Source organism: Prodigiosinella aquatilis, assembly GCA_030388725.1.
Lineage (GTDB): Bacteria > Pseudomonadota > Gammaproteobacteria > Enterobacterales > Enterobacteriaceae > Prodigiosinella > Prodigiosinella aquatilis.
In genome coordinates this window covers 621325-637581 of sequence record CP128857.1, presented here as the reverse complement: position 1 = coordinate 637581, position 16257 = coordinate 621325, and the positions used below count along the sequence as shown (strand labels likewise).

General features: G+C 44.9%; 17 protein-coding genes and 4 pseudogenes. 8 read left to right on the top strand and 13 right to left on the bottom strand.

Going from position 1 to position 16257, the window contains the following annotated elements; all coding sequences use genetic code 11:
* Positions 1–247: 247 nt before the first annotated feature.
* Positions 248–487 (top strand): excisionase, encoded by a 240-nt coding sequence (locus PCO85_03000; protein ID WJV54447.1) that lies wholly within the window; start codon positions 248–250, stop codon positions 485–487.
* 94 nt (positions 488–581) lie between these two features.
* Here the strand turns inward: PCO85_03000 and PCO85_02995 are convergent, their stop codons facing one another.
* The 3 genes from PCO85_02995 to PCO85_02985 form a co-directional block, all read right to left on the bottom strand.
* Entirely contained in the window at positions 582–890 is a 309-nt protein-coding gene (locus PCO85_02995) for a DUF3892 domain-containing protein (GenBank protein WJV54446.1), read from the bottom strand.
* A 226-nt stretch (positions 891–1116) separates the two neighbouring features.
* Positions 1117–1437 carry a hypothetical protein gene (locus tag PCO85_02990; protein WJV54445.1) on the bottom strand — a complete coding sequence of 107 codons (321 nt, stop codon included), beginning with the start codon at positions 1435–1437 and terminating at the stop codon, positions 1117–1119.
* Positions 1422–2530 (bottom strand): IS3 family transposase gene (locus tag PCO85_02985; GenBank protein WJV54444.1). Its coding sequence is split into 2 segments (ribosomal slippage): positions 1422–2278 and positions 2278–2530, totalling 1110 coding nucleotides; the frame shifts between segments, so codons are not numbered across the junction. The genes PCO85_02990 and PCO85_02985 overlap by 16 nt, the downstream gene beginning before the upstream one ends.
* A gap of 221 nt (positions 2531–2751) precedes the next feature.
* Between PCO85_02985 and PCO85_02980 the strand changes: the two are divergent.
* Positions 2752–3889, top strand: a pseudogene (locus tag PCO85_02980) (transposase).
* Positions 3890–4531: 642 nt separating this feature from the next.
* Here PCO85_02980 and PCO85_02975 read toward each other — a convergent pair.
* The 6 genes and pseudogenes from PCO85_02975 to PCO85_02950 all read right to left on the bottom strand — a co-directional run bounded on the left by PCO85_02975 (position 4532) and on the right by PCO85_02950 (position 7962).
* Positions 4532–4984 (bottom strand): RcnB family protein, encoded by a 453-nt coding sequence (locus tag PCO85_02975; protein WJV54443.1) that lies wholly within the window; start codon positions 4982–4984, stop codon positions 4532–4534.
* A 324-nt stretch (positions 4985–5308) separates the two neighbouring features.
* Complete coding sequence (spy, locus tag PCO85_02970) at positions 5309–5785, bottom strand: ATP-independent periplasmic protein-refolding chaperone Spy (GenBank protein WJV55976.1); 477 nt, start codon at positions 5783–5785, stop codon at positions 5309–5311.
* 228 nt (positions 5786–6013) lie between these two features.
* Complete coding sequence (locus tag PCO85_02965; GenBank protein WJV55975.1) at positions 6014–6550, bottom strand: hypothetical protein; 537 nt, start codon at positions 6548–6550, stop codon at positions 6014–6016.
* Positions 6551–6713: 163 nt separating this feature from the next.
* Positions 6714–6869, bottom strand: coding sequence for a hypothetical protein (locus PCO85_02960; GenBank protein ID WJV54442.1), 156 nt, complete (start codon positions 6867–6869; stop codon positions 6714–6716).
* Between the two features lie 406 nt (positions 6870–7275).
* Positions 7276–7575 (bottom strand): hypothetical protein, encoded by a 300-nt coding sequence (locus tag PCO85_02955; GenBank protein ID WJV54441.1) that lies wholly within the window; start codon positions 7573–7575, stop codon positions 7276–7278.
* A 123-nt stretch (positions 7576–7698) separates the two neighbouring features.
* Positions 7699–7962: pseudogene (locus PCO85_02950) on the bottom strand (IS3 family transposase).
* Between PCO85_02950 and PCO85_02945 the strand changes: the two are divergent.
* The 3 genes and pseudogenes from PCO85_02945 to PCO85_02935 all read left to right on the top strand — a co-directional run bounded on the left by PCO85_02945 (position 7906) and on the right by PCO85_02935 (position 8725).
* A complete protein-coding gene (locus PCO85_02945) occupies positions 7906–8100 on the top strand; it encodes a hypothetical protein (protein WJV56187.1) in 195 nt (64 codons plus the stop codon). The pseudogene PCO85_02950 and the gene PCO85_02945 sit on opposite strands and share 57 nt — an antisense overlap.
* 36 nt (positions 8101–8136) lie before the next feature.
* Positions 8137–8338: pseudogene (locus PCO85_02940) on the top strand (IS3 family transposase).
* A 72-nt stretch (positions 8339–8410) separates the two neighbouring features.
* Entirely contained in the window at positions 8411–8725 is a 315-nt protein-coding gene (locus tag PCO85_02935) for an NIPSNAP family protein (GenBank protein WJV54440.1), read from the top strand.
* A gap of 53 nt (positions 8726–8778) precedes the next feature.
* On the opposite strand, the gene PCO85_02930 is transcribed toward PCO85_02935, so the two are convergent.
* Positions 8779–9294 carry a hypothetical protein gene (locus tag PCO85_02930; protein WJV54439.1) on the bottom strand — a complete coding sequence of 172 codons (516 nt, stop codon included), beginning with the start codon at positions 9292–9294 and terminating at the stop codon, positions 8779–8781.
* Between the two features lie 391 nt (positions 9295–9685).
* Here PCO85_02930 and PCO85_02925 point away from each other — a divergent pair.
* Positions 9686–9987: pseudogene (locus tag PCO85_02925) on the top strand (transposase).
* 195 nt (positions 9988–10182) lie between these two features.
* On the opposite strand, the gene rlmG reads toward PCO85_02925, so the two are convergent.
* Positions 10183–11331 carry a 23S rRNA (guanine(1835)-N(2))-methyltransferase RlmG gene (gene rlmG / locus PCO85_02920; GenBank protein ID WJV54438.1) on the bottom strand — a complete coding sequence of 383 codons (1149 nt, stop codon included), beginning with the start codon at positions 11329–11331 and terminating at the stop codon, positions 10183–10185.
* A gap of 184 nt (positions 11332–11515) precedes the next feature.
* On the opposite strand from rlmG, the gene PCO85_02915 reads away from it, so the two are divergent.
* Entirely contained in the window at positions 11516–12514 is a 999-nt protein-coding gene (locus PCO85_02915; GenBank protein WJV54437.1) for a Gfo/Idh/MocA family oxidoreductase, read from the top strand.
* 320 nt (positions 12515–12834) lie between these two features.
* A complete protein-coding gene (sstT, locus tag PCO85_02910; protein ID WJV54436.1) occupies positions 12835–14079 on the top strand; it encodes a serine/threonine transporter SstT in 1245 nt (414 codons plus the stop codon).
* Between the two features lie 47 nt (positions 14080–14126).
* Here sstT and PCO85_02905 read toward each other — a convergent pair whose 3' ends face one another.
* Positions 14127–14669: a YgjV family protein gene (locus PCO85_02905; protein WJV54435.1), complete on the bottom strand. Its 543-nt coding sequence runs from the start codon at positions 14667–14669 to the stop codon at positions 14127–14129.
* Between the two features lie 80 nt (positions 14670–14749).
* Positions 14750–16240 carry an altronate dehydratase family protein gene (locus PCO85_02900; GenBank protein ID WJV54434.1) on the bottom strand — a complete coding sequence of 497 codons (1491 nt, stop codon included), beginning with the start codon at positions 16238–16240 and terminating at the stop codon, positions 14750–14752.
* Between the last annotated feature and the right edge of the window lie 17 nt (positions 16241–16257).

The following is a 16257-nucleotide window of genomic DNA, read 5'->3' as shown; positions in this document are numbered from 1 at the left end:
AGTAACTTTTTTTTTCAAAAAACTGCAAAACTGTAATTTGAGTGTATTTATTTTTTAGCCGGAAAAATAGTTCCCATATACTTACACCAGACATTAAAAATACGGCATGAACTGATACTAGTCAGTTAAGTTGTTGTTTAAAAGGAAACCTTCCTTAATTGGTTAGTGCCTTTTTTATTGAAATGACTACACCAATGACTACACGGAATAATGAACGGCATTAAACAAACCATGAAAAGGATTCAAAATGGCAAGATTAATAACACTGTATGAATGGGCTATTGAAGAGTTTGGTGATGCTGCGCCCGGCAAGGCGACACTCTGTAACTATGCAAAGCAAGGAATGATTTATCCGCCAGCCCTAAAAGTTGGTAGATCGTGGATGGTTGAGAAAGACACCCGATTTGTCGGTTCAGATAAGCCTCTGATAAGGCATACAGATCACTCATTGCTCAAAAAAATCTTGATGGATGGATATAGCGACTAAGTCTTTTTACTGGAAGAAAAACATTTTATTCATCGCAGAAATAAAAAAGCACCAGAACAAATCTGATGCTTTGGCGTTTTGATAAATCACAATTCTAATACTCTGGGAGATTTTCTAAATTGTCTTTGGATGTTCCATTTGGCCGCGTGGTTAAGTAGTTAGTACCGTTAACACGGTCTTTAACAACTTTTTGCCCCTTTTTCCACTTACCGTCATCACCTTTATAAATGGTGTAGAACGTGTAGCTACCGTCGATTTTATTAACTACCCATTGTCGGGTTTCTGATGTCCCGTCTCCTACAGTATCTCCCTTGTCTACATGCACATATACGTGGGTAATGTGCGTATGCTCGTCGTTATATCGAACTTTGGAAATCAAGTAGTCAGCCCATTTTTCAGCCATGTTTCACCAGAAGTTTGAGCAGGAAAATTCCTGCAATACTTTTTATAAGTCGCAAGACGGAATTTTCCTATTCCATTAATACAATCCATTGACCATGGTCAAAAAAGATTGCCTCAGTTTTCCACGCTTTAGGTATTCTGACGCATCGAAATTGAAGTAAAAAAAGCCAACACTGAGGCTGGCAAAGGTTGGAGATTGCAGGTCTATAGCCCACTAGGTAAGTAATTTATTCATCATTTCCTAGGGCATAGAGCAACGAGGGGATAACCTCACGCATCGCTGTTTCCTCTATTTCGTCGCTCATCAGCGTAAGCGTGTAGTCCAGACACTCAAACACCACATCCACCGCAGACAGCCCAAAAGCCCCACCCGCGATAATTTGCCCGGTTTCACATTCTGGCGTTTCAACAATAGACAGGCGGTAGCCGCCAAACGTTACAGGTGGGTTGTCAGGGCCTTCACTCAGATAGAGGTCCACAGCCTTAGCCGCCATTGCTGCGCGCTCGTCTGCGTCTGTAGTCCCTCCGGTTTTTAGTACCACCGCCAATGAGGATCTCCGGCCAGTTTTTGCCTCGCATAGATAACGGGTGGCATATCACCCAGTGAGCTATGCGGACGTTCTTCGTTATATTCTGCGCGCCAGTCTTCTGTTAGCACACGGACTTCTGACAGTGTTCTGAACAGATACATATCGAGTATTTCTGTTCGTAGCGTTTTGTTAAATCGCTCAATAAATCCGTTCTGCATTGGCCTGCCTGGCTGAATAAAATCGAGTATCACGCCGTGCAACTCTGCCCATTCAGCTAAAGCAGCGGCTGTAAGTTCTGGCCCGTTATCGCTGCGTATAAATGCCGGATAGCCTCTTTCAGCACTTAACCGCTCCAGGATGCGTACAACGCGATGAGCTGGTATATTCAAATCAACCTCGATTGCCAGCGCTTCCCGATTAAAATCATCGACGACGTTAAATAACCTGAATCGCCGCCCGTCGATCAAGGCATCACTCATAAAATCAACTGACCAACAGTGGTTCATTTTATGCGGAATAACCAACGGCTGTGGATGCCTGTTAGGTAAGCGTTTTTTTCCTTTACACCGAAGGTTCAGTTTTAATAATCGGTAGATCCGGTAAACCCGTTTTGCATTCCACGATAATCCTGCTTGACGTAACTTATTGAACATAAGGCCAAAACCATAGGCCGGATGCTGATGTGCAAGTTTTTGTAATGCCTCGACCACGGGCAGATCCCGCGCCGTGTTCGGGCAATAATGCAACAGGCTTCGACTAATACCGATAATCCGGCACCCGCGTCGTTCGCTGGCCTGATGTTCCGTCATGACGTAACGCACCAGCTCACGCTTCTCAGGCACCGTTAAAGTTTTTTTGATACAACATCCTTAAGAATTTCATGATCTAAACTAAGGGATGCGTACATTTGCTTTAACCGGCGATTTTCCTCTTCCAGCTCTTTCATTCGTTTGATATCAGAGGATTCCATGCCACCATATTTGGCTTTCCAATTGTAATAGCTGGCTTCCGACACACCGTTTTCTCGGCACACATCCTTCACATGCCGACCACCTTCAACCTCTTTCAGAACACGTAGGATCTGAGTTTCAGTGAAACGCGCTTTCTTCATGATGAGCCTCCGTTGGTTGTATTTTAACCAGAGAACTCCATTGTGCGGTAAGACTAAATTCAGGGGGGACTACACGTCCATTTCAGCAGCCTTACCAATACAACCGTCCAGATGCTGCCTGATTTCAGCCACACTCATTTCTACCAGCTTGGTACCCGCCCCCTCTGGCAGGATAGTTGACACCCCAGACTGAAAATCTCTATGGGGCAACGGAGCCTGTTATGAAACTTTATTCACCAGAGCGTAAGGCCGCTGTATTGGCTAAATTACTTCCTCCTTACAACATGACCGTCACCGCACTTGCACAACAGGAAGGGATATCGGAAGCTACCCTTTATCATTGGCGGGTCCAAGCCAAATTGGAGGGAAAACCAGTGCCCGGTGCCAACAAAACCACAGACCTTTGGTCGACAGAAGCCCGTTTTGCCGTCATCGTTGAAACCGCCACACTCAGTGAAGCCGAACTGAGCGAATACTGCCGTCGCAAAGGGCTTTATCCTGAACAAATAGCGCAGTGGAAACAGGATTTTCTCCAGACGCCACAAGTCGATACCCGGCAGTCGCAAAAACAGGCCCAAAAGAAAATCAAAGGGCTGGAGCGTGAATTGGCGCGCAAAGAAAAGGCCCTGGCGGAGGCGGCAGCCCTGCTGGTCCTGAGAAAAAAGCTGAATCAGTATTACGGCGAGGCGGACGAGGACGACTGACCCCCGCTCACGAACGCGTGCAACTGATCCGATGGATACGTGAAGCCATGAACGCTGGCGCACGTCTGCTCCCCGCTTGTCGGGAAGTAGGGTTAAGCCTGAGCACCTGGCGGCGCTGGAATCACCAGGCTGAAGACCGTCGTCCCACGGCAGAGCGTCCGCGCTGCTGCACCGCACCGTGTTACGTGAACGGTGTTACCGCCATCCGTTAGTGTTACATGCCGACAATGGTGCGCCGATGAAATCCCAGACGCTGAAAGCGAAACTGGAAGAACGGAGCATCACGGGTTCGCACAGCCGACCACGAGTCAGCAACGATAATCCGTATGTGGAGTCGCTGTTCAGAACGCTAAAATATGTTCTGTCGTGGCCGTCATCAGGCTTCCTGGATCTGGCTGAAGCCCGGCGTTGGGTGGAGGGCTTTAGCCGGTGGTATAACAAGGAGCATCGGCATGGCGCGATCGGTTATGTCACACCAGAACAACGGCATCAGGGAGAAGATATAAGCCTGCTGGCAAAACGAAAAGCCTTGTATGACATGGCTAAAAAAGCCCGACCGGAACGGTGGTCAGCCTCATGCCGTCAGTGGCAGCGGGTAGATGTAGTAATGTTGAATCCAGACAAGCCAGAAACCGGGCTAAAATCTGCAGCGTAAAAAACGAATAAGGGTGTCAACTTCGTTGACAGCTACCGGTTGCCATAGAACCTTGTTTGCGTGATTGACCGCGCATGTAATACATCGTTGTCCAGTATTCGAACACCAATGTATTACCCCGGAAGAAAAGTCAGAGTGAGTGAGGTTGGGGGGTAGCCTTTACCTGTTCTATCTGCGATATAAAAATAATTATCCTAGTAGGATTACTCTTAATATAAAGACAAAAATTTCATAATGATAGATTACAGTACAGCCACGAAAGATCAGTTAAAACAAGAATTTTTACGCTTGACTAGAGTGGCCTCAGCCGTGCCTTTTGGTACGAAAACAGAGTTTTTCCATCGGCCCAGCATCCTCAATGTAGGTAGCAGCCTTTGGCCGTAGCCAGTGGAATAATGAATGGCAACACCTGGCTTGTCGATGAAAGAGAAAGGGAATTAGTCTAATTGGACTTTGATGGAGCATCGCTCACAGACGGAGAAGAACCAGCTAATTCTCGAAGAATTACGTTAACAACGTAACGCCTTCACTTTCTTCGAAATATACAGATTTAGCAATGACTGAGCATCACGCAAACGCCGCGCTATTTTATTTAAATGGAACTGACGTATCGATTCCCGACATCAACACGTTAGTATCACATCAATGATTTACAGCACTGTTTAAAATAATGGCAGTGATGACTCCCGTAGTAGCCGCAATCAACACATAATTCCCGTCGATGTAGCTCCAATAGTGGCCTGAAGGTGGCTGCTGAAGGCCCCGGGCGCGCCAATCATGAACCCGATAACGTTGCCCTTGAAAATGACTGGGCATTGGTCGTCCTTTTCTGAAATCATGACCTTTCCATGTAAAATGATCACGTTCAATAGCGACAGGTCCGCTATGATGCTTTCTATCATTACCATTATTATGCCTGTCTGCCTCTGCCACATGAGCGATGGGCTTATGATTAGGTCCAGTTTCACCATAAGGATAGCTCCCAGGCGACCGCATCTGTTCTCGATTATCCAACTGATCGGCCCAGGATATCGTGGAAAAAGCACTACTCCCTGCAAATACCATCATTACAAGTGCCAACATTTTTTTCTTCACTATATGTTCCTCAATTTGCTAACAGCCACCTAATCTCTCAGATAATAATATCTATTAAAAAGGCTCAAGAATAATGAAGAAATATCCTAAAAATTAATCAATTAACGACAAAAAAAAATCCATATTGATTATTTTCAGTTTTTTACATCATTAAAAAATAATGGAAAGGATGCCAGTACGTGCGCAGATAAAAGATAGGAAATGGCACTCACGCCGATGTTCTGAAACCAACTTTATCTATGAAAAAATACCGCTGGTATTAGTCCATCACTTATCCAGCAAATAGTGATAAATAAAACCAGCGGCTTCAGTTGACTTGGATTATTATTGCGCTTTAGGTGCCGGGGTTCCTTGGTTTAGACGATTGTCAAAATTTGCATTGAACTGCTTTTTCTGCTCAGGAGTCAGAATATTGTACATATGGTTTTGTTCTTCCAGACGCTGCATCATACGCGCTTTATTAGCTGTTTCCATGCTATCCACGATGCTCTGCGCTTTCTGCTTATCGAAATTATCGCTAGCTATGATATTATGTAATTGACGACGTTCTTCAATTGAAGGCCATTGTCTATTATTTCTATAGCCTTGCATGAATTTCTGCATTTCTTGCTGTTGCTCATTAGTCAAATTCATTCCGTTAAACATCCTGTTATGTGGTGCCCATTGTCCACCACATGGGGATTGTCCCATCATGTTACCAGAACCCTGTTGACCATAAAAATTACCATGAGCATCAGCAATACCCACAGCACCTAATGCCAGTGCAGAGGCAACTACAATAGCGGTAAATTTAGACATAATATATTCCTCGCGTTTCAGTTTTAGTTATCAACACATCGTATTAACCTATGTGACTCAGTATAGCCCTCTGAGCTTAAGGTAATGAGAGAAACGGTAAATATGTGCAAGAATAGTACTCACAATTACGTCAATTATGGAGAATATGGAAATACTATGTAGGTCATGATTGGAATATACTGATGACGAAAAGAATGGCCATGATGACCCATATATATCTTACACTGCCTTTTATATTACCCCCCAAACGTCAGACTGGATGATTGGATGATTGGATGATTGGACCCCAGCATAATTACTGGCGAAGGTTTTTGCAGCAGAAACCGATTTCAGGCTGTAGCTATAGTTAGATGATGGTGACCACTTGCTTTGTGATGAAGTCTGGTTGGTAATAGATGGCGTGCTTCCCGTATCAGTGAACGTTCCGGTTCCTTTATCATCCAACATGCCATTTGTACTGCTGGTTGTGTCAAAATAGTTATACCCAGAAACAATTTTGGCATCCTGAGCCAACGTAAAGCCCAGGTAATAATTTTCAATATAGTTATTGTAAGCATAAAAATAACTATACCGCATCAAACCGGGGGCACGAACATAAATATCATTAAAATAGCAATGACAAATAGTTAAATGAGAGTAGTTATCATAAGTAGAGGAATAACCGCCACCATCTGCCAGCGTATAACCATCGCCGGAGAAAGTCAGATGATCACGCCAATATTTATTACCATGTGACAAATAAATTTGAGTATCATCATTAGCATTAATAGTGTTTGCATGCTTAATAGTAAGGTTCTGAAAAATTATATTCGTTTAACTTGACGCAGCCCTGAAATGAATATTAGTCAATGTATTATTTGAATAGGATCCAATAATAGACTTATTGGTTTCCATTGTGACTTTTGTTAAAGAACTTGCGGAAATGCTCGCATTAATGACCAATATTTTCGAAGTCGGTACCAGCAATATGCGTTTTTAATACACTCAGGCTAGTAATTGAAACGACAGTACCACCAGCACCACTCGTTGTGCTACCCGCTTTTGCAAAACCAACCATATCTGCAGTGCCATTATTAGGATATGACATAACTATACTCATGTACTAATTAACAAATAGTAAATAATAAAATGAAACAAAAGCTTTCATTTGCAGGTATCTGATTTATCAGACAAGAGAACACGACAATAGTGCTTACGCATCCTCATAACTATATTATGCCGTTAATTACCACACAACAAATTCGATAATAAAAAAAAGAACATTGATAAAATAAAGAAAAGGATGTGTAAGGATAATGAATTTGAATCGTTAGTTTTTCAAAAATGCTACAAATTAATAGTCAGTTAATATTATCTAATAGGCATAAATGTGAATAATTAACAATGCAAATAGAAATAGAAATAGAAATAGAAATAGAAATAGAAATAGAAATAGAACGATTATCTAGACAAAGACATCATTGTTTTTAGATAAATATCACCGATGCCCACAATCATGGCAGAGTACGGACAAAAGCAGACGCGTCCTTCGCCAACGCATCAATATGCATTCGAATTATATTAACCTTTTGCAGCAAAGGATTACGCTCGGGCGAGGCATCTATTGCATTCACTTGATTAACGAGTAGGCTAATTTGCGCACACAAATCAGCCTCCCGTTTCCTGGCCTGTATCAATTGCAAATGAAGATGCTGATTATCACGCTGCCAAACTTGCTGTTGCCTCTGAACACTGTATTCCAATGCTTCCAATGCACTTTCCAAGCGGGCGCCTAACTCTTCAATATAAGACATAGAGATTCCTTCATTTACTTATCCAGCGAATTATAATGATTGTCTAGCATGACAACAAATGATCTCAACGCGTCAGACTTCATCATCGGTAACTGCCAACGAAGTTGACACCCTTATTTGTTTTTACGCTGCAGATTTCAGCCCGGTTTCTGGCTTGTCCGGATTCAACATCACTACCTCAACTCGTTGCCATTGACGGCATGAACTTGACCACCTTTCTGGTCGGGCTTTTCTGGCCGATTCATATAATACTTTTCGTTTTGCCAACAGTCTTATATCTTCCCCCCGATGCCGTTGTTCTGGTATGACATAACCGATGGCGCTATGCCGATGCTCCTCGTTATACCACTGGCTGAAGCCTTCGAACCAACGCCGGGCTTCAGCCAGATCCTTGAAGACCGACGAGACAACGTGTATCAAGCCGCGAGAGCAGCGAGCCGCAAACGTTGGTCACGGCAAACGCGGAACTGGCACCGGCAGGATAGCGTCACGTTAAACCCAGAGCGGGAAAAACAGGCCGTCTAAATTAACCTGGAATGACAACTTCATTGACACTTACCGGGGTGTTGCTAGGATAACGCCTGTGCGAAAGCTTTTTCCACAGTCTGAAAGTGGCGTTTATCCACGGAGAACGGTTCAATACGCGCCAAGAGATGAAAACAGCGGTATTCGGGTACACTGAAATTGATTACAACCGGCATCGACAGCATATGCCAATGGCGGGTTGAGTCCGATACAATTTGAGGAAAGAAACCTCGCTTAAGGCTATGTCCAACGTTACTGGGCAAGATCAGTTAGCAGAGGTAGTAAGAGACCGGACAAAAAGGAGTTATTTATGTTTTTCGAAATGCGAACTTATACAGTAAAAATAGGTCAATTGGCAAATTATATAAAGCTGTTCGAAGATGTAGGTCTTCCTATAATATCTAAATATTCAAAGCTCATTGGCTACTGGCAGACAGAATCAGGGGAATTGAACCAAGTCATTCACATTTGGGAATATGAAAGCCTTGATGAAAGAATTCAAAAACGTCGAAAACTTTATCAAGATGATGAATGGATTACTCAATTTATTCCATTAGCCCTACCAATGCTAGAAAAACAAGAAAGTAGAATTCTTATACCAAGCAATTTCTCGCCGATTAAATAAAAATCATCATGTGAACAGTCCACATCAAGAACTGTTCACAAATAATATATTTATCAATTTTCGGCACTTCGCTTTTCCAAAGCATCCCGATAACGCTGTTGCTCAACAATATTGATGTTTGGATCAAACAAAACACTTCGTCCTTTCACAGCAATATCATAATCAATTTGAGATTGTGTTTCATATTTCTTGGTAGGCTTATAATAGTCTGGTTGTGTGGTTGATGATGGCGCGAAAGAACCAGAATATAACTTATTCCCAGCACATCCAAGATAAGCCAGCAGACAGGCAAACAAGAAGAAAAATGGCCATGCTGTATTGTATCCATTAAGCGTGTATCCACTACCGTTCCCAAATAAAAATACGCCATGAAACCTTACGGCATAGATAATCAAAAACGATGACAGAATAACAGCCCGGCTTTTCCCTATGGATGAATACTTACGCACAAATTTAACCGTTGGAACCAGCATGACCATAAACAGTCCAATAGCGGCAAAGACCAGCCATATCGGGAACAGCCCGTATTTTTGCGTGGTGTTCTGAGATAACGTGAGCAGCGACAGCACCAAGAAAGCATTAAGAAGATAGAACCTTATCGCCACAGAGACTTTCACGTTCTTTTACGACTTTCTCAGAAACAGCACGGGAGCCATTGCTGGTATATTCATCGGCAGACCAATGAAAAACGCCCAATGCATAGAGTTCATAGCGTATTTTCCTGAAATTACCGCGCCTGCCAGCCATTATTGGTTTTCACCAGAACAATTTTGACTCTTCCGGCTGAGCCATACCTTTCACACCTGAGAAAGCATCTTTAGCGTGCCGAGATGCTTCGCGCATTCGTATGCTGCCTCATCCAGACTTTGAAGAGGTTAGAAGGTCTGATTGTCAGCAACACTGATATAAGACCGTAAAAAAGGGATGTGGACGATTTTCTGGACTCTCAGGAGATTGTTTATGTATTCATTCGAGGAACGGCTCAGTGCCATTGAGCTTTACATTAAGTATGGGCGAAAGGCTGCTATGGTTGTTCGTAAACTGGGTTATCCCTCTGAAAGAAATCTTAGGCGCTGGGTATACGAGTGGGAAGCTACCGGTAATGTAGTCGACAAAGAATGATGAAAACCCCGTTATTCAGACGTGCAAAAACACGCTGCTGTTGAGAACTATCTTAATCACGGCTATTGGCTTTTACCCGCAGAACGCTTGGATACCCATGTAGTGCGCTTCTGATACGCTGGATTGACGAGTTGTACCCCGCCGTACTACTGAGTGGAGTGCCGGTTTTACCACTATAGTTGCCTGGTATTAGTGATTATCTGTTCAGGTCAGGGACCGAGGTGAGAGTTATACCGGCCACTGCTGGGTGTACCTTCTTTTTGACGGTGCGGATATATCACAAGGGCTGGATGCCCGCCAGGCGATTCATCAGTCGACCCGACGGCATTGAACATTTAAGCTTGGCGACGTTTATCTGCTGTTTTCACTGCCTTTAACACCACGAATTTAGCATTACTGGCGACGATCTCGCAGTTACCGAACAAGCGCTTCAGCTTGTGAAAATAATCAAGATGGCGGTTGCCGACAATGCGCAGTTCACCGCCAATGTCCAGACAACGCCGGGAATCACGGAACATCTGCCAGGCAACGCTATCAGTTACCGCCTGTTGTTGATGGAACGGAGGGTTACACAGTACGACCTGAAGACTCTCGCGCCCAATCCCCGTCAACGCATGATTGACGGCGAAACCACATCGATCACGGTCCTGTGGCCGATTGATTTCCACATTCATACGACTGGAAGCAATCGCCATATAAGATTCGTCAAAAAAGCTGACATAAGCCTGCGGATTAAGCGCTAGCGCACCAAGGCCGATTACGCCATTACCACAGCCTAAATCCACTATTTTTCCTTCGACTTGCTGTGGCAAATGCTGCATAAAAAAACGGGCACCAATATCCAGATTATTACGAGCAAAAACATTGGCATGGTTATGGATGCAATACCCATACTCTTCTATCGGCCATGTTATTGTAAGTGACTGCTCACTCACTTCATGCATATCTGGTTGGCAATGGATCAGGCGAGCTTTTTTCCACGCCAGAGAGGTGCGGGTCGGTCCCAGAATCTGCTCAAATAGTTGCAGTGTAGAAGTATGAATGTCACGTGCCTTGGCACTGGCAATAACCACCGTTTGTGGCACAACAACTTTTTGTAGCATTCGTAATTGATGCTCAAGCAATGCCAACACTTTAGGAATCTTAATCACCACCAGCGCGGGTGCAGATGGCAATTCAGTCAGGCTATCCAGCAAAGTTACCGAATCCTCACTATAACCATTCAGTAATAGATTATGATGTGTCGCCAATTGGCTTAAATACGAATCGCTGATGCAATAAGGTGACTGGGCCTGAAGTCCACAAGCCAGTGCGCCAAACGCATCATTAAAAATCAACTTTGGCCCAAGGCCAATGGACATGGAAGCAATCTCCCGCAGTAAAAATTCATCTGCAGCTTCCCATGCCTGCAACACCGTATCGTCCTCAATGTGAGGATAACGGGCCAGCGTCAGGTTATGTGTTTCCAGATTGAGTTGGCTCATCGCCTCTCCTATCATGCAAAATTTTGTGCCGTTTATCCCTTAAAACGATACAACAGTAAATGGTTTTCTCCGCCCTGCCCGGTAATTGGCTTTAAGAGAGCATCAGTATCGTAAAATTGCCTTGAGATTCCATCATGATAATCTAGATTTATACTTACCTGTCAGAACCGTATGGTGAACCATAGTGATACGTTTTGCTATTGTAGGAACTAGTTGGATAACCCGTCAGTTCATTGATGCCGCCCATGAAAGTGGGAAAATGAAATTGACCGCCATCTATTCACGTTCACCAGAAAATGCCCGACAGTTTCAGACCGATTATTTGGTTGATGGTCTATACACATCACTGGAAACCTTGGCTGGCTCTGACATCATTGATGCAGTTTATATTGCCAGTCCAAATTCCTTGCACTGCGAACAGTCTCAATTATTCCTGCGTCATGGTAAACATGTCATCTGTGAAAAACCGCTGGCATCAAACCTCAATGAAGCGGAGCAGATGATTGCCAGCGCCAGGCAGCATCATGTGGTGTTATTCGAGGCGTTTAAAACCGCCTATCTACCAAATTTCAGTGTAATTACTCAGGCCTTACCGCGTATCGGACGGTTGAGAAAAGTGGTTCTCAATTACTGTCAATACTCATCCCGTTACCAGCGGTATCTGTCAGGCGAGAATCCCAATACGTTTAACCCGGCCTTTTCCAACGGCTCAATTATGGATATTGGTTACTACTGTCTGGCGTTTGCGGTTTCGCTGTGGGGCAAGCCACGTAGTGTACAGGCCAGCGCCACATTACTTGAAAGCGGTGTCGATGCCCATGGCAGCGTCATTCTCAACTATGGCGACTTCGATGTGAGTATTGCACATTCCAAAGTCAGTCAATCCGCTATTCCAAGTGAAATTCAAGGTGAAGACGGAACACTGGTCATTGAAAAGCTATCGGAATGTCAGCAGGTATTGTTAGTTTCCCGTGATGGGAAACGGCTGGATCTGTCTCAACCGCAACATATTAATAGCATGCTGTATGAAGCCGAAGTCTTTAGCACCTTGGTCGCCAATAGTGAGGTTAACCACGTTGCACTGGCCCGTTCCCGCGCCGTAGCTGCGCTGTTGACGGAAATACGTCGGCAGACAGGGGTAGTATTCCCGGCCGATACCCTCACCTCCGTCAGCGGAAAGTAATGTCACTATCGCGACACTTCAGCAAAGTGAACAAATTTCATCCACTGACGGACAGCTACTGCATATCTCCAACGCCGGTCTTTCCCCTGATAACGCGCTGACTATCATGGCTATCGTCCTCCTGTAACGGAGACTTTTTACGTATTTTATTGTGCTTTCTGTCCAAAAAAACGCGACTTCCCTTCCCTCAAACTTATATTTTCATATACTGATACACGCAAACGCACTTGGTAACAGGTCATGAAGTCATCCAGTTCCGTCAGAGAAGGCAAGCCTGTTAATCACAATCATTCCTCACAAGCGGTACCACCGTTAATATTATGAAAACACAATCAAGATTTTTTAATTATCTGATTCAGGGAAGTCTGGTAAAACAGATCCTGATAGGACTGGCACTTGGCATTATTTTGGCCTCGGTTTCCAAGCCAGCGGCCATTGCAGTAGGGTTACTGGGAACATTGTTCGTTGGGGCACTTAAAGCTGTAGCACCGGTATTGGTATTGATGCTGGTTATGTCCTCTATCGCCAACCATAAGAAAGGCCAGAAGACCAATATCCGTCCAATTTTGGCGTTGTATATCATAGGTACACTCTGTGCAGCATTGGTGGCAGTAGTTCTGAGCTTTCTTTTTCCGTCCGTACTGACACTCCACGCACAAGCGACCGATGTGGTTCCGCCATCAGGCATCGTCAGTGTCCTTAAAGGCTTGCTGATGAATGTGGTGTCGAACCCAATCAATGCGCTGCTGAATGCTAACTATATCGGCATTCTGGTATGGGCTGTAGGTCTGGGTGTCGCATTACGTCATGGTTCTCAAACCACCAAAACCGTTGTCACTGACATATCTCATGCGACGACATTTATCGTGCGCGTAGTTATCCGTTTTGCTCCGCTAGGAATATTTGGCTTGGTCTCATCCACACTGGCGGCAACCGGCTTTAGTGCTCTGTGGGGCTACGCCCATCTGTTGGCTGTTCTGATCGGCGGGATGTTGATAGTTGCATTAATTACCAATCCATTGATTGTTTACTGGAAAATCCGGCGTAACCCATATCCACTGGTCTGGACCTGTCTGCGTGAAAGTGGGGTAACCGCTTTTTTTACCCGTAGCTCTGCCGCTAACATTCCCGTCAATATGGAACTGTGCCGTAAACTGAATCTGGATGAAGACTCCTACTCTGTTGCGATTCCGCTGGGTGCCACCATCAACATGGCGGGCGCAGCGATTACCATCACAGTGCTAACATTGGCAGCTGTTCATACACTGGGCATTCAGGCCGATATCCCTACGGCTTTGTTGTTAAGCGTAGTTGCATCCATTTGTGCCTGTGGTGCTTCGGGAGTCGCTGGCGGTTCTCTATTACTGATTCCGCTGGCATGCAGCATGTTCGGTATCTCCAACGATATCGCTATGCAAGTGGTGGCGGTGGGATTCATCATCGGTGTATTGCAGGATTCAGCAGAAACTGCCGTCAATTCATCCACCGACGTAATATTTATCGCGGCAGTTTGCCAGGCTGAAAACACTCACCAGACAGAGCAGGAGCGTTTGGACGTACTGTAATCTTTTCCAGGGTAAGGGACTTTTCCTTACCCTGTTCTACATGCTGATCAGGCATGTTTCGATACTTGTTTTTCCACTTTAAACGGATCGATACCTCTTCGTTGCATACGTCGGAAACGAATAATATTAAAGCCATTCATCAGCAGGAAACTGCTTTCAATCAATGATCCGCCAATCGATCCTAACCAGATATTGTGCATAACCCACATTGCTGTGGCACACCATATAATGCAACGTGTGGTCAAGCCATGAGTACGAAACAATGCCCAGGTGCTGGCTACGGTAGCGATAATAGGCAGTAGCTCCATCGGATGCTTTAACTCAGACAAGCCAAACACCAGTGTCAGGACGATAAAGACAAACATCACCGCAATATTGTTAGTTTTCAGAGTAATGAGTGTGCGGATGGAATTCAGCGTGGCACTGATGCCCGCAGAATTTGCCCCCATTAGAAAAAAATGACAACCAATAACCACACTGTAAAGCGAGAGCTGAGTTTTGAATTTTTTATCGTCACGGTTGAAAAACATGGTGATACCGACAAAAAAAGCCAGTACCCCTACTGCCTGGGCAAACCAGTAGTATGTCATGATCCCTGCCTTGGAAAGTGTGACAAAAACGAACGGCGCTTTACAAAACGCCGTTTTATTTTATTCGGAATCGGATGGGTTTACAACGTCACACCACTCTTGAATATTGCCAGTTCGCGGAAATCATTGACTTCGTTTCTGGTTTGTTTGCCATTAGCGATCTCAACAATCAAATCCACAAACTGCGCCAACAACTCATCCATTGGCATGCCATGAATCAGGCGACCCGCATCAAAATCAATCCAGTGTGGTTTTTTCTTCGCCAACTCGCTATTGGTCGCCAATTTTACCGTTGGAACGAAACCACCATAAGGCGTACCCCGCCCGGTACTGAACAGTACCATATGGCACCCGGCCCCAGCCAGAGCGCTGGTCGCTACCGCATCATTCCCCGGAGCACTAAGTAGATTAAGGCCCGGTGTATGTAACCGCTCACCATACTTGAGGACATCAACAACATTACTCTGTCCAGCTTTCTGCGTACAACCCAATGACTTCTCTTCCAGTGTAGTAATACCACCAGCTTTATTACCTGGTGAAGGGTTCTCGTAAATCGGCTGATCGTGGGCAATGAAATATTGCTTGAAATCGTTGACCATATTCACCGTTTTCTCAAACGTTGACTCATCACGACAGCGACTCATCAGGATACGCTCTGCACCAAACATTTCCGGCACTTCCGTCAATACGGTCGTCCCGCCATTGGCTATCAGGTAATCAGAAAAACGGCCCAGCAGCGGGTTAGCGGTAATCCCGGATAACCCGTCAGATCCACCACATTCCAGACCAAACTTCAGCTCACTGAGTTTACCAGCTTCACGGCTATCGTTGCGCATAACCTGATAAAGCTGATGCAGACGTTCAACGCCGGCTTCCACCTCATCATCCTGTTGCTGACAAATCATAAAATTGACGCGCTCTGCATCATATTCACCCAACGTGGTACGAAAAGTATCAACTTGATTATTTTCGCAACCCAGACCGATGACCAATACCGCACCAGCATTCGGATGACGTACCATGTTCTGCAACATGGTGCGGGTGTTTTCATGATCCTGCCCCAATTGTGAACAGCCAAACGGATGGCTGAACAGATAGACACCATCAATCCCCTGAGCATCATTTGTTTCTTTCAGAAAACGCTGCTGAATCTGGCGGGCAATACCATTCACACACCCAACAGTAGGTAGGATCCACAATTCATTACGAATACCGACCCCCCCATTTTTGCGGCGATAAATCTGTACCTCACGGTCATCCATCTGTGCCGGCAGAGAGATAACCTCCGGTTGATACTGGTATTCATCCAGATCGCTCAGGTTAGTCTTGGCATTTTGCGAATGGATGTGCTCACCGGGAGCAATAGCGACCAATGCATGACCGATGGGCAACCCATATTTAATAATCATCTCCCCCGGCATAATGGTGACCAACGCAAACTTATGTCCGCGTGAAACGGGCTGTGCCAACGTTAAGGTGATATCATCAATCGTTACCGTTTCATCCTGCGCCAAATCGCGCAAGGCTACGGCAACATTGTCCAAAGAGTGAATTTTAATGATGCTTTGCATGGATAAGCCTTTTGCGA